A 14000-nucleotide genomic window follows, 5' to 3' on the forward strand; every position below is an offset into this window, starting at 1 on the left:
AAAATTAAATGCTCGTTTAGAGAATGCTTTGAAGAGAATTTTAAGATTGTTTTAATGATTTGTTACGATAGGTAGGCTGTTTTGAGGTTGAAATTAAACTATTGTTAATTTTTTATAAATGACTTTTTCTATGGTTTTTTTATTAGTAAGGATGATTTTAGACAGATTCTGAAAAATGATTTATTATTGTAGGCATAATTAATTTAAAACTGATATTTTTGCAGAAGTGAAATAAGTTGATGGGAATTTAAGGGTAAGACATTTATTTTAATCAATATAAAAAAATGATCCAAAAACCTTTGCACAATTTCCATATTCCCGTAATGGGTTTGGCGTACACCATAGACAGTCCTATTCGTGTAGCGCAATACGGCATTTCTTCCGTAGTTTCTATAATTGATGATGAGATTATAGAAAAAATGAAAAACTTTTACAGCAAAAAGTTCAATCTGAAGTATCCAAGTATTTCAACAAAGATTGACGACTACCGTGCCAAGAGAATTACTGCGTATCTTGATATGATGGATGATATCGTCAACGAAAAATTTGAAGCCTTTAAAGAAGAAATTTCAAAAAGTAAAATGACTTTGAAGAATTTTATGGAAATGCTTCCTAATACTTCAGAACTGAAAAATCATTTTCAGGTTTTCCTTAATCAAAAAGAAAATATTGCTTCTTCAATCAAACATTTTGTTGAAACCCATCTTTCTCCTGGAAATATTGATGTCAATATCATGACCAAGGTTGATAAAGATAATTTTCATAAAAATGAGCAATTACCGGTGATGTATAATGATGCACATGCTTCGTTACGGGGGTTTGCGAAAAGTAAATTGTCCTCCTCTATGGTGCTTTCTGCAGGAATGAATCCCCGCTTATACAGCTATATCGAAGAGTTTGATGATTTTTTTCCTGATGAAAACGGTTTTCTGAAAAAGAAAATCATTCTGAAAGTCAGCGATTTCCGTTCAGCGATGATTCAGGGGAACTTCTTGGCTAAAAAAGGACTTTGGGTTTCTGAATACAGAATAGAGTCCGGATTGAATTGTGGCGGTCATGCTTTTGCAACAGAAGGACTATTGTTGGGCCCGATTATGCAAGAATTCAAGGAAAGAAAAAATGAGCTGATAGATTCTGCCCATTGTTTGATGGTAAAAGCACTCGAGCAAAAAGGAAAATATACAGTCACTCAACCTTTAGAAATGAAAATTACCGTTCAGGGTGGAGTAGGAACCGCTGAAGAACATGAGTTTCTTTTGAAAACTTATGAAGTGAACAGTGTTGGTTGGGGATCGCCGTTTCTTTTGGTTCCGGAAGCTACAGCTATGGATAATGAAACCAGAGAACTACTTGCAAAATCAAAAGAAAATGATTTCTATTTGAGTAATCTTTCTCCATTAGGAGTTCCTTTTAATACAGTGAAAGGAACTTCAAACGAAATTTTTAGACGAAACAAAGAATCTAAAGATCATTACGGAAGTTCATGTCCGAAGAAACTGCTGGCGTTAAATAAGGAATATTCTCCAAAAGGAATTTGTACGGCTTCTAAAAAATATCAGGATACAAAGCTTGGAGAGTTGGCTCAGGAAAAGGAGCATCTGACAGAAACACAGTTTCAGAAAAAGAAAGAAATAATTACGGAAAAGGCATGTCTTTGTGTAGGATTGGTAAATTCGGCTTATATAGAAAATAATTTAGAACTAAAAGGGGAGAAGCAGGGAGTGGTTATCTGTCCGGGACCGAATTTAGCTTTTTTTGATAAAGAAGTTTCTCTCGGTGAAATGGTACAGCATATTTATGGCAATAACAATATTATTTCTTACGAGAATCGACCGAATATGCTGATTAATGAATTAAAGTTATATATTGATTATCTGAAAAAAGATATCAGTAATCTAACAGGAAAAATCAGCAATTCCCAAATCAAAAAATGGAAAGTATTTAAAGAGAACCTTTTTAGTGGGATTGCTTACTATGAGGAGCTGCTCTCAGTTTCGGATTTCTTTAAAACAGAGGTGAATACAATTAAACAACAATTAAATGATTATAGATTGTTATTAGTGAAAATCGAAATTCCTGAAAGTTAAAAATTAAGAAGCCCTTCATAATTGAGGGGCTTTGTTTTATTAATGTTTATTTTCTCTGTTCTTTTTGATATTTTAATTGTGCATATTCATAGCCGTGATAAAGAATATCCCAATATTCATAACCATAAGCATCTTTAAAAAGATCTCCGTTGTTTTTATCTACAGGACCTAACAGTGATTCAGGAAGAATCTTTTGCTGGTCTATAATTATAGTGATGAGATTATCTATAGGTAGCTGTCTCCATAACTTATAAAACTTTCAATCAGAAAACTTTGTAAATTCAATTCCCTTACGATCTGAAGAAGTTCTTTTGTTGAATTCGAAAGATAGTCTAATTGAATATTGATTTCGTTGATGCTCAGATAATTTGATAAATCATCTCTTATATCTTCTATACTTGGATAATGAAAGGGAATATCAGTATAATCATTTCCATCCTTATCCTTTACATGAAAGTGTATTCTGTTTTCAGGAACAGTGATCTTTCCTTTTATAATAATTCTGGATATAAATCTGAGCGGCATTACTTGATATTCTGTAGATTAAATTACGGCTTTTCTGAAATGGATTCAAAAGTAATATTTTTTCTGAAAATAATTTTGTCAATAGTAAAAATAGTTCTATATTTGCACCACTGAAAACGACGATATAATCGGAGTTTATGGAGAGTTGGCAGAGTGGTCGATTGCGGCAGTCTTGAAAACTGTTGACTGTAACAGGTCCGGGGGTTCGAATCCCTCACTCTCCGCCAGGTTAGAAACCAAAATAAGCTAAAACGCTGTAAACATTTATGTTTTCAGCGTTTTTGTTTTAGCACAGTATCAAAAAAAGTCAGACAGTTCTTGAAATAAGACCGTCACTTTCCAATTCGCGGAGATATTTCGTCAGCATTTTCTGACTGATTCCATTGGTAAATTAACTGCTGAGATATTTTTTGCTGAACCACAGATTGAAGATGCTATTATTTACATCGGTGGAGGTACAATTACCTATGGTCAGTTAGCTGATATTGCTGATTCATTGTCAGGGCAAAAGTTTGAGCTTACCCTTTCTGATATAGTAGAGATTGAGATTGGGAATGACCTTAAAAATGATCCCACAATTTTGTTAAGATTCGGGGTTGGAAAAGGTGTTTCCTGGCTGTTGGAAACCGCTTATAATTGTGTAAACAGAATCGTTAATTCTTGGCTGCCAATAATTCCGTGGGCGAATAACCGAATTGTTTTTTAAAAGCATATGAAAAGTGTGAAAGATTTTCGAATCCTACTTCATAACAAACTTCAATTGGCTTCATTTTCTTTTCAACAAATTGGTAATGGGCTAATTCTAACCGTTTTTTTGTCAGCCATCGCTGCGGTGTGATATTGAATATTTTACTAAAATCCCTTTTAAAAGTGGTAAGGCTTCTTCCTGTCAGATATCCGAACTTTTCCAGTGGCAAGTTGAACATAAAGTTCTTTTCCATATACGCTGCCAAATCAATTTTTCCGGGTTCTTCAAAATTGGCAAGGACATTATCTATTCCTTTATCGATTGCACGGAGGATGCTTATTGCTTCTGTGATTTTTAATGAAGCTATATTTTGAGGAATTTCCTGCATTTCAAAATAAGGAATCAATGAGGAAAGGCAGCTCTCCAGTAATGGATGATTATTGTAGTATTGTATTCTTTGTGAATGCCGTACATCTGGTTTTACATCCAGATCTGCATAGAAGTTTTTTAACTTGTCCGCCGTTAAGTGCATGACAACTGTCTTATGGGGTTGCCCGTCTTTAGGATAATTGATAATGGTAGCCAGCTGATTCCTCGGAATTAAGAAAATATCACCTTTTTTAAAAAGATACGTAGCATCAGCCTGTACAATTTTTGTTTCACCGGAAATAAACCAGATCAGCATATGACACTCAAAGCTGATATCCGATTTAAAAAATTTATCCTCATAACATGACAGTTTAATATTGTCTGTAATATATTTTGCTTTATATTCCATAATGATTGCTATTTGTTGGGCTTCTAAGCTAGAATAATATATAAATATAAAAATTTCATATTGATTACTTTGCTTAAAAGCCCATTATTTGTATTTGAAGAGCTTAGTTCTTACGTTGATGATATTTTAAACAGATTGGCCGCCATCAACCAAAAAATTAGAACCGGTAATAAAAGAAGAATTGCTTCCTGATAAAAAAGTTATCATATCCGCTACTTCATCAGGTTTGCCTAATCTGGAGAGGGGAATACTGTCAATTAATTGATGTTCCAACTGATCATTCAATCCTATTTTGTCCATAATTTCCGTAGCAATTGGGCCGGGACTTACCGCATTCACACGGATATTCCGGGGAGCCAATTCAAGAACAGCTATTTTGACCACTGCATTTACAGCAGCTTTACTGGCTGCATAAACCGATGCATTTGCCGGAGAAATCGTTGCCGAGGTTGACGAAAGTAATATCACAGATGCACCCTCATTGAGAATAGGAATAAACTTACTCAGTGTAAAATAAGCACCTTTGAAATTGACATTCATGATTTCGTCAAATATATCTTCTTTCATTTGTTCTATGGGGCCAAATTTTGTTATCCCCGCGTTAATAAGCAAAATGTCCACTTTTCCAAATTTTAAGGCAACTTCAGCGACCAGCTGATCAATATCAGATAATTTGGATTGATCGGCAATCAAACCCGTTACTCCCAACTCGACAGCAGCTTTTTCAAGGGCTTCTTTTCTTCTGCCCGTAATGATTACGTTGGCGGATTTCTCTTTCAGCGCTTTTGCGGCAGCATATCCGATTCCACTGTTGCCGCCTGTAATGACGGCAACTTTATGATCTAAATTTTTCATTTTAATAAATTTTGAATGATTAATTGATGTTGAATTTTACTCCTGTCATTTCTTCGCTAAGATTCCATAAGTGTCTTGCTGAACTTTCATCCAACGAATATTGTTGTACACCACTCTGATGCAGTTTTGCATTGGTTTGAAGGGAAGGATCTGTTGGTAAGAGCTCTGCAATATCATTATCTTCGAGATATACACCACCTATTGTATTCAATAATGGACTGGTCGCGGCAAAAACAGTAGTGGCAGCACCTTGGGGAATAGTTTTCAATGCAGCAAGGACTTCCGGACGAATATTTCCATCTTCATCCAAAAAGCCTAATTTCTTGAATTGTTCAGGATCGGCATTTCTTCCTAATTCTGTCCCTCCGATAGAACCGGGATGTAAAGAGTATGCTCTTACATTGAAGTCTTTAGCTCGATTGTCTAGCTCCATAGCAAAAAGATTACTTGCTGTTTTTGATTGACCGTAAGCCTGAAGGGTTTCATAAGTCCTGTTTTCAAAATTCGGATCTTCAAAATTAAATTCGGAATTATGATGTCCCAGAGAAGAAACATTTACAACCCTTGCTCCGTTTGCCTGTTTTAATGCGGTCCATAATCTTGCTGTAAGATGAAACTGACCTAAATAATTTGTGGCCAATTGAGATTCAATTCCACGCCCGTCACGTTGCAAAGGAACCCACATAATACCGGCATTGTTGATTAATAAATGAAGCGGTCTCCCTGATGAAATGAATTTTTCAGCAAATGTGTCAATAGAAGAGGGAGACATCATATCGACTTCCTCAATTTCAACATTTGTTATATCTTCCAGGTTCGCTTTTGCTTTTTCCACGTTTCTTGCAAGAACGATGACTGTTGCCCCGGCTAATGCCAGTGTTTTTGTTGTTTCTAACCCTATCCCTGTATTGCCACCTGTTACAACTGCGATTTTACCGGTAAGATCGATTCCCTTGATTACCTCTGTTGAAGTAGATGCTGCTGTGAAGCCAGAACCCAGCGGTTTCTGTAATGCTCCTTGATAATTGTTTGCTTTCATTTTTTGAAAAATTTTGATTTTGTTAAGACAAAGGTAGATGTCATTTTGACGAAGAATTTTGTTTAAACGTCCGAACTTACTTTGTTTAAAAGACCAGTGAAAGCGTTAGTTTAGATTAGTGGAATTTCAGACTGTCTCAAATAAAAATCAAACTCCCTGTTACTGGGAGTTTGATTTTTATTTGAGATTATATTTTTATAGACCCTTTTTTCCCTCGAGCCAATAACCTTGCGAATAAATGCTCCCTCTTGATCTTTCTTTTAAAGTTTTTCTGAAAGTCTGAACTGATTTTACATTTCCTGTCAGTATAAAATTAGCATTGTCCCATTCATCAGTGCTGAAAACCGGAAGTTCACTTATCCATTGTTGGTTTCTGAATGTATTCTTTTTAGAAAAAATAGTATAATTTTCCAGACCTAATAGTTCCGGAACATTATGGTTCTCATCGTCCAATTCAAAATAAAACTGATATTGATGTTTACTTTTTTGAAGGATAGGCAAAATTGAGCAGGCAAGTCCCAAAGATGTTTCGTCGCCAAAAATAAACTGCCGTTGTATGGTGTCGTTATACATTTTTTTACCTCTGGGAATGCTAATGCGCAGTTCATCTTCCGGCTTCAATGCGTTGATGTACCGGCTTCCGACACCATTGCCGTGTATGTGAAAAATAATATCCAAAATGCCCTCATGCACATTATGATAGGATACGGAATAATTTCTAAATTCCGTATCGCTTACACGGATAACACAGGCATAACCTATTTGAAAGTTCATCCGTGACAGATCACCTAGGAACCGTATTTTCTTAATGTTGGGGCTTACGTAAACCGTTTCCATTACTTTCATATCTGTCATTATTGAGCCGGCTTTTTCCGTCAGGTCAGCTGCCCATTTTGGTAATTTTGAAATCATGTTATTGCATTAAAAATATATGGCAAAATAACAATGAAAGGTGTCGATAAGCAATGGAATGAAACGTGTAGGTATAGGACTAATCGTGGTTTTTGTTCCTGAAAGTTAATGCGGTCATTCCGGTTATTTTATTAAAAAGACGTGAAAAGTAGGCATAATCTTCATAACCTAATTCATCGGCAATCTCTTTGACCGATTTATTTGAATGGTAAAGCAATCGCTTGGCTTCCAGAATAACACGTTGCTGAATGTGATAAGTAACAGGAAATCCTGTTGTATTTTTCACACATTCATTAAGATAGGGAACAGAGATATTTAAATTTTGGGCATAGTCTGCAGGCCGTTTATTTTTAATGAAATTCTTTTCCAATGCTAATTTGAATGCTTTGGAGACAAGGTCGAATCGGGAAATGGTATCCACTTGTTTTGATTTTTCTAAATATTGGGATAGAAATAAGGAAGTCAAAGTATTGCAGCCATCTTTTAGTGATGATAAGTATAATTTATTTTCTTTTTCTTCAAACAGGTTGATGCATAACAAAAATGCCTTGCTGATGAGAGAAAAGTGTTTTGAATTTATCGGTAATGGTTTTGCGGGGGAGATTTCCTGTAATAATTTCAGATATTCAGGTTGTAGGTTTTCATCGTTGATGGCTAACAGGCAAAGCTCAATGTTTTCGGCTTTTAAAACTCTGTGAACCTGGTTGGGAGCAATATAAATAAGTGAAGGCTTTTTTATTTGATATCTCTCAAAATCAATTTCAAAATGAGATGTTCCTTTTTCCTGCAAAATAAAAAAATGATAATCGTGCCGATGTGAATTGCCGGCTTCTTCTGAAAGTTGTAAATCAGCGATCGGATATTTACCAACAGCAATACCTTTGTCAAATTCCTTGTCTAAAGTTTTTAAGGGAATATACTTTGATCTTCCGGTCATTTTATTTTTTGTTGATGTTTTTCAATACTTTAAAGATACTAAAACTGTCTCAATACACGCTGGCGGTACATCAGAAGTATATCATTATTTAAAATTAATATTGTAGTTTACGTTTTGAATGATTTTATTATCAATATATTAGTTAATTAATGACATTTTCCAGTTGATGATAACTAATGTAACGATTGAAAGAAAATTTTAGATAATTTTTTTACTGGCACGCATTTCAGTAAATTTGATTTATAAAATAAATTTAAGTAAGAATGGAAAAGTATAATTACGGGGTCGTTGGTCTGGGTGTAATGGGAAGAAATCTGCTTTATAATATTGCTGATAACGGTTTTTCTGCGGCAGGATTCGATTTAGATGAAGAAAAGGTAATAGAACTTCGTAAAGGAGTGGCTTCAGGTACAAAGGTTATTGGATCTGTTTCCCTGGAGGAATTTGTGTTAAGTTTAGACAGTCCTCGAAAAATTATTTTGATGGTTCCTGCAGGAAAACCGGTTGATGCTGTTCTTGAAAGCATAACACCGCTTTTGAGCCCAAAAGATGTCGTAATTGATGCAGGAAACTCTTATTTCAAAGATACCGAGAGACGTATAGCTGATTTAGCTTCTAAAAACCTTCATTTTATGGGAATGGGAGTTTCCGGAGGAGAGCAGGGCGCAAGAAGAGGACCGAGTATTATGCCGGGTGGAGATTTGGAAGCTTTCAATTTGGTTAAGCCTATGCTGGAAGTTATTTCGGCAAAAGTAAACGGTGAACCTTGCACTGCTTATATGGGGAAAGGTGCTGCAGGAAACTATGTTAAAATGGTGCACAACGGTATTGAATATGCCATCATGCAATTAATCAGTGAAGCATACGATTTACTAAGAAAAGGGGCTAATCTTAACAATGACCAATTGTATGAAGTTTTCAAAAAATGGAATGAAGGCGAGATGAATTCTTTCCTTATTGAAATTACAAGAGATATTTTCCAGCAAAAAGACGATGTAACAGACGGTTTTCTTGTCGACAAGATTTTAGATAAAGCAGGAGCAAAGGGAACCGGAAAGTGGACTTCCGAGGAGGCTATGGAAATTGGTGTTTCTATTCCAACGATTGATATTGCAGTCACTTCAAGAATTTTATCCGCTTATAAAGATGAGCGAGTGAAAGCCTCTCAGCTATATGCTAAAGAAGAAGTAAAAGCTCCTGAAAATACAGAATTGTTTATTAAAGAGGTGGGTGATGCTTTGTATTTATCTACTTTAATCAGCTATGCTCAGGGTTTGGCATTATTGGTTAAAGCTTCTGAAGAATATCAGTTTGAAATTCCGTTAAAAGATGTTGTTAAAATCTGGAGGGGAGGATGCATTATTCGTTCTGTTCTGTTAGAGAAATTCTATTCAGCTTATTCCAAAAACGAGAACTTATCTAATATTTTATTGGATCAGGAAATTTCAGAAATTGTAAAAGATAAAATTTCTTCATTAAGAAAAACAGCTGCTTTTGCTGTATCAAACGGAATTCCAAGCTTAGGAATTCAGTCGGCTCTGGGGTATTTCGAAGCTTACACCACAGAATCTTTACCTGTAAACCTGCTGCAGGCTCAGCGAGATTATTTTGGTGCACATACTTACCAAAGAACTGACAGAGAAGGAGTTTTTCATACTTTATGGCAAAACCTAAATAACTAAATCCTGAAAATGAGTGATAATACAATCCTGCATCCAACGACTATTGTTATTTTTGGTGCAACAGGAGATTTGGCAAAAAGAAAGCTTTTTCCTGCCTTTTACAATTTATATATCGATGGCAGAATGCCAAAAGGTTTTAATATTTTAGCTTTAGGAAGAGCCGAAAATACGGATGAAAAATTCAGAGCTTATATTAAAGAAAATCTGGAGAGTTTTTCCAGGAAGACTGTAACCAAGGAAGATTGGGCTGGTTTTCAGGCTCACATCAGCTATTTTAAGCATCAGCTTGATGAAGAAAGCTCTTATCAGAATTTATATCAGAAACTGGAAAATTTTGATAAAGTGTATGGAATGAGAGGGAACAGACTTTTCTATTTGTCCATTGCACCAAACTTTGTATCGGTAATTTCAAATCATCTTAAAAATACGTCAATAGCATCTGACCCTGAAAAAGATCGAATTATTATCGAAAAACCTTTTGGTCACAATAAAGAATCTGCCATTGAGCTGAATAATCTTCTTTCACAAACTTTTCAGGAAGAACAGATTTATCGTATCGATCATTATTTAGGTAAAGAAACGGTTCAGAATATTTTGGCATTCAGGTTTGGAAATTCAATTTTTGAACCGCTATGGAATCACAGACATATAGAATCGGTGCAGATTACGGTTGCCGAAGAAGTAGGAGTGGAAACAAGAGCCAGTTTTTATGAGCAGACAGGAGCTTTGCGCGATATGATCCAGAACCATCTTTTGCAAATTCTTTGCATGGTTGCTATGGAGCCTCCTGCTTCACTCGAATCTGGTGAGATCAGGGATCGTAAAGTTGATGTTTTAAAATCAATCCGTAGAATTTCTCCCGAGAAAGTAGATCATTATGCGGTAAGAGGACAGTACGGACGAGGCAAAATAAATGGACTAAAAGTAAACGGCTATCGCCAGGAAGAGGGGATTGCCCCTGATTCCAATACGGAAACATTTGTCGCTATCAAGTTTTATCTGGATAATGAAAGATGGCAGGATGTTCCTTTTTATGTTCGTACCGGAAAGAAGATGAAAGAAAAGCATTCTTATATAACGATTCAGTTTAAGCCACTTCCAAATTCTACGTTTTCAGAAAGTTCTTCACTTCTGTCGGCTAACCGATTGGTTATTAATATCCAGCCACAAATGGACATCAGATTGCAGTTTATGTCTAAAAAGCCAGGCTTGTCTTTAGAGCTTAAACCTGTGGAAATGATTTTTGACAATTTTGCCTGTCAGACCGATACTCCCGAAGCTTATGAAACACTTTTGCTGGAAGCACTTGTGGGAGACCTTACACTGTTTATGCGCTCGGATCAGGTAGAAGAGGCTTGGGATGTTATCAAAACGATTCAGGAAACCTGGGAACAGACCAAAGATCCATCGTTCCCGAATTATGCTTCAGGAAGCTGGGGACCTGATGACAGTGATGCATTGGTAGAGAGACAGGGACATCAGTGGGTTTAAAATTTAATTAAAAGTAAATGAATATTACAATATTTAATAATCTGGATGTTTTATATAAAAAAGCAGCAGATACATTTGTTGAGCTTTCGAAAAAAGCAATTCAGAAGCATGATAAGTTTGTGGTCGCATTGAGTGGCGGTTCTTCACCGAAAGCAATTTTTAGCTTATTAGCTAGTCCCGAATATGCAGATAAAATAATTTGGAATAAAATCTATTTTTTTTGGGTAGATGAAAGATGGGTTTCTCTTGAAGATGAGAAAAGTAATTTCAAAATGACTTTGGAAGCGCTTTTGGATAAAGTTCCAGTTAATGAAAATCAGATTTTCCCGATGTATAAAGACGGAATTGAGCCTGAAGATTATGCTAAAGAATACGAAGATCAAATCAGAAATGTTTTGGGAGCTGACGGTATTTTCGATTTTATCCTATTAGGAATGGGTGATGATGGCCACACAGCTTCTCTGTTTCCGGGTGAAAAGATTTTACAAGAAAAAGAAAAATGGGTTGATGCCTATTATCTGAAGCCACAGGAAATGTTCAGAATTACTTTGACTGAACCTATCATCAATAAAGCCGAAAATATTCTGATTATCACATTTGGTAAATCCAAAAAACATGCTTTGAATGAAGTTCTCAATGGTACATACAATCCTGAACTATATCCGCTACAGTTAATTGAGAAGAAAGCAGGAGTTCAGATTTTTACTGATAAAGAAGCTGGGATTTAAAGCTTTACTATATACAAAATATGCAGAAAAAATTAGTTGATCAGGTTGCTATCTGAAAAGATATGTCGAACAGAGTAATCGACTAATCCTTAGATGAAAAGACAATGACCATTTTAACTTGGTTTTTCGAAAAAGAGGCTATTACAAGATCAGTAATAGCCTCTTTCTACTGTGTCCGTAATATTTTACCTAATACTTACCACAATATAGATTCGTTATATTGTCAGCGCTAGGATAACGATGGCTTAATCTTCATTAATATTTTTTCTCAAGATTTTATCGCTTATGACTAAGTTTTATATGTTCTTATATAAATAGTAATAGTTGAATCATAAAAATACGATATTTCGTAGTTTAATTTGCTGGTTGTTTTTAATAATGTATTGAAAATCAATTGTTTTGTTGTTTTGGTTATTTTTTGGCATTATGCTCATAAGTTTAATTCAAAAAAATAGTACAACAATGAGCACATTAACATTAAAAGACGGAACAGAAATTTTTTACAAAGATCAGGGGCAGGGGCCTGTATTAATGTTTCACCACGGATGGCCTTTATCATCAGACGATTGGGATGCACAGGTGATTTTCTTTTTACAGAAAGGCTACAGAGTGGTTACCCACGACAGAAGAGGCCACGGACGCTCCAGCCAGAATATCTACAATCACACTATTGAACAGTATGCTTCTGATGCCGCAGAACTGGTTGAATTCTTAGATCTGAAAGATGTTGTCCACATCGGGCACTCGACTGGTGGTGGTGAAGTGATCCGTTATGTTAACAAATATTCCAATGGAAGAGCTAAGAAAGCGGTTCTGATCAGCGCCATTCCACCGGTAATGGTGAAAAGTGAAAACAATCCTGACGGTGTTCCTATGGAAGTTTTTGACAATATCAGGGAACAGACGATGAACAACAGGAACCAGTTTTACTATGACCTTACTATTCCTTTCTACGGTTACAACAGAGAAGGTGCTGATGTAAAAGACGGCGTACAGAGAAATTGGTGGAGACAGGGACTGATGGGTGGCATTGTTGCTCATTATGATGGGATCAAAGCCTTTTCAGAAACAGATTTAACCGAAGATTTAAAAGCTGTTGATATTCCGGTATTGGTTCTTCACGGTGAAGATGACCAGATTGTACCGATTGAAAATTCAGCGATAAAATCAGCCAAATTACTGAAGAACGGAAAACTGATCACCTATCCTGGTTTCCCTCACGGTATGCCGACTACAGAGCATCCAACCATCAATAAAGATATTTTAGCTTTTATCACAGAATAATCAGCATTCCTTATAAATGAATACAATACAGCCAGCTTTTGATACGTTGACTGAGGCCGTTCAGTGGCTTAATCAAAACGGATATACAGAAGATTTTAATCTTAAAAATGATTGCATCAGGCTCAATAATTTTCTTGATGTCTCTCCGGAAGACTTTAAAATACGATACACATTCCGCTTTGAAGGAGATACCGATCAGGGAGATGAAGAAGTAGTCTACGGCATCGCTTCCGACAAGTATTCTGTAAAAGGCATCCTGACGAGCGCTTACGGAATTTACGCCGATACTGTAAGTACAGAACTCATCAGAAAACTATCATCCAATTAACTTAACCCCAATTATTTAATAAAATAAACTTTATGAAACCATCATCAAAACTACTTTCCCCTGAAAATCATGCACTGGTACTGATTGATTTTGAAGGACAAATGGCATTTGCCACCAAAAGTATCTCCATGAATGAGCTACGCAATAATGTTGCGGTACTGTGTGGTGCTTCTAAAATATTCAATGTTCCGACTATCGTCACCACAGTTGCTGAACAAAGTTTTTCGGGTCCTGTTTTCCCTGAAATTGAGGAAGCATTTCCTATGGCAACATCAGGATATATCGACAGAACTACTATGAATACATGGGAAGATGAAGCCGCTTATAAAGCAATTGTGGGAACACAGAAACAGAAGCTGGTTTTCGCAGGATTATGGACAGGCGTTTGTATTGTGGGTCCTGCATTATCTGCACTTGAGGAAGGCTATGACGTGTATGTCATTACCGATGCCTGCGGAGACGTAAGTGATGAAGCGCACGAAAGAGCCGTACAGAGAATGATCCATTCCGGAGTAAAGCCCATGACTTCCATTCAGTATATCCTGGAACTTCAGAGAGACTGGGCACGCCAGGAAACCTATGGTCCTGTAACTGACCTGATGAAAAAATATGGAGCTTCTTACGGATTGGGAATCCATTATGCTCACCATATGCTGAATCACTAAA

The 14000-nt window shown here is 36.1% G+C and carries 14 protein-coding genes and 1 tRNA gene; 8 read left to right on the forward strand and 7 right to left on the reverse strand.

What is annotated here, in order from left to right; translation table 11 throughout:
- Positions 1–284: 284 nt before the first annotated feature.
- Positions 285–2087, forward strand: a complete 1803-nt coding sequence (locus MKS83_RS00845) for a hypothetical protein (RefSeq protein ID WP_240581556.1) — start codon at positions 285–287, stop codon at positions 2085–2087.
- 225 nt (positions 2088–2312) lie between these two features.
- Here the strand turns inward: MKS83_RS00845 and MKS83_RS00850 are convergent, their stop codons facing one another.
- Positions 2313–2612: a hypothetical protein gene (locus MKS83_RS00850; RefSeq protein ID WP_240581557.1), complete on the reverse strand. Its 300-nt coding sequence runs from the start codon at positions 2610–2612 to the stop codon at positions 2313–2315.
- 139 nt (positions 2613–2751) lie between these two features.
- On the opposite strand from MKS83_RS00850, the gene MKS83_RS00855 reads away from it, so the two are divergent.
- Positions 2752–2839 (forward strand) — tRNA-Ser (locus MKS83_RS00855).
- A gap of 80 nt (positions 2840–2919) precedes the next feature.
- Here the strand turns inward: MKS83_RS00855 and MKS83_RS00860 are convergent.
- From MKS83_RS00860 to MKS83_RS00885, 6 genes are all read right to left on the reverse strand, one after another.
- The gene (locus MKS83_RS00860; RefSeq protein ID WP_240583217.1) at positions 2920–2979 is read right to left on the reverse strand and encodes a hypothetical protein; all 60 of its coding nucleotides are present in this window, start codon (positions 2977–2979) and stop codon (positions 2920–2922) included.
- Between the two features lie 286 nt (positions 2980–3265).
- Positions 3266–4078 carry a helix-turn-helix domain-containing protein gene (locus MKS83_RS00865; protein WP_240581558.1) on the reverse strand — a complete coding sequence of 271 codons (813 nt, stop codon included), beginning with the start codon at positions 4076–4078 and terminating at the stop codon, positions 3266–3268.
- 126 nt (positions 4079–4204) lie between these two features.
- Positions 4205–4933: an SDR family NAD(P)-dependent oxidoreductase gene (locus tag MKS83_RS00870; RefSeq protein ID WP_240581559.1), complete on the reverse strand. Its 729-nt coding sequence runs from the start codon at positions 4931–4933 to the stop codon at positions 4205–4207.
- 19 nt (positions 4934–4952) lie between these two features.
- Positions 4953–5972 (reverse strand): SDR family NAD(P)-dependent oxidoreductase, encoded by a 1020-nt coding sequence (locus tag MKS83_RS00875; RefSeq protein WP_240581560.1) that lies wholly within the window; start codon positions 5970–5972, stop codon positions 4953–4955.
- A gap of 195 nt (positions 5973–6167) precedes the next feature.
- Positions 6168–6884, reverse strand: coding sequence for an FAD-binding oxidoreductase (locus MKS83_RS00880; protein WP_240581561.1), 717 nt, complete (start codon positions 6882–6884; stop codon positions 6168–6170).
- A gap of 79 nt (positions 6885–6963) precedes the next feature.
- On the reverse strand, positions 6964–7821 hold the full coding sequence (locus MKS83_RS00885) for an AraC family transcriptional regulator (RefSeq protein WP_240581562.1): 858 nt from the start codon (positions 7819–7821) through the stop codon (positions 6964–6966).
- 263 nt (positions 7822–8084) lie between these two features.
- Here MKS83_RS00885 and gndA point away from each other — a divergent pair, with 263 nt between their 5' ends.
- From gndA to MKS83_RS00915, 6 genes are all read left to right on the forward strand, one after another.
- Positions 8085–9503, forward strand: a complete 1419-nt coding sequence (gene gndA, locus MKS83_RS00890) for an NADP-dependent phosphogluconate dehydrogenase (RefSeq protein WP_240581563.1) — start codon at positions 8085–8087, stop codon at positions 9501–9503.
- Positions 9504–9512: 9 nt separating this feature from the next.
- Complete coding sequence (zwf, locus tag MKS83_RS00895) at positions 9513–10994, forward strand: glucose-6-phosphate dehydrogenase (protein WP_240581564.1); 1482 nt, start codon at positions 9513–9515, stop codon at positions 10992–10994.
- Between the two features lie 17 nt (positions 10995–11011).
- Complete coding sequence (pgl, locus tag MKS83_RS00900; RefSeq protein WP_240581565.1) at positions 11012–11722, forward strand: 6-phosphogluconolactonase; 711 nt, start codon at positions 11012–11014, stop codon at positions 11720–11722.
- 462 nt (positions 11723–12184) lie between these two features.
- Positions 12185–13006 (forward strand): alpha/beta fold hydrolase, encoded by an 822-nt coding sequence (locus MKS83_RS00905; RefSeq protein WP_142015756.1) that lies wholly within the window; start codon positions 12185–12187, stop codon positions 13004–13006.
- A gap of 16 nt (positions 13007–13022) precedes the next feature.
- Positions 13023–13334 (forward strand): hypothetical protein, encoded by a 312-nt coding sequence (locus MKS83_RS00910; RefSeq protein WP_002978753.1) that lies wholly within the window; start codon positions 13023–13025, stop codon positions 13332–13334.
- 32 nt (positions 13335–13366) lie between these two features.
- A complete protein-coding gene (locus MKS83_RS00915) occupies positions 13367–13999 on the forward strand; it encodes a hydrolase (RefSeq protein WP_002978754.1) in 633 nt (210 codons plus the stop codon).
- Position 14000 lies beyond the last annotated feature (1 nt).

The organism is Chryseobacterium sp. Y16C (assembly GCF_022488405.1).
GTDB classification, from domain to species: Bacteria; Bacteroidota; Bacteroidia; order Flavobacteriales; family Weeksellaceae; genus Chryseobacterium; species Chryseobacterium geocarposphaerae.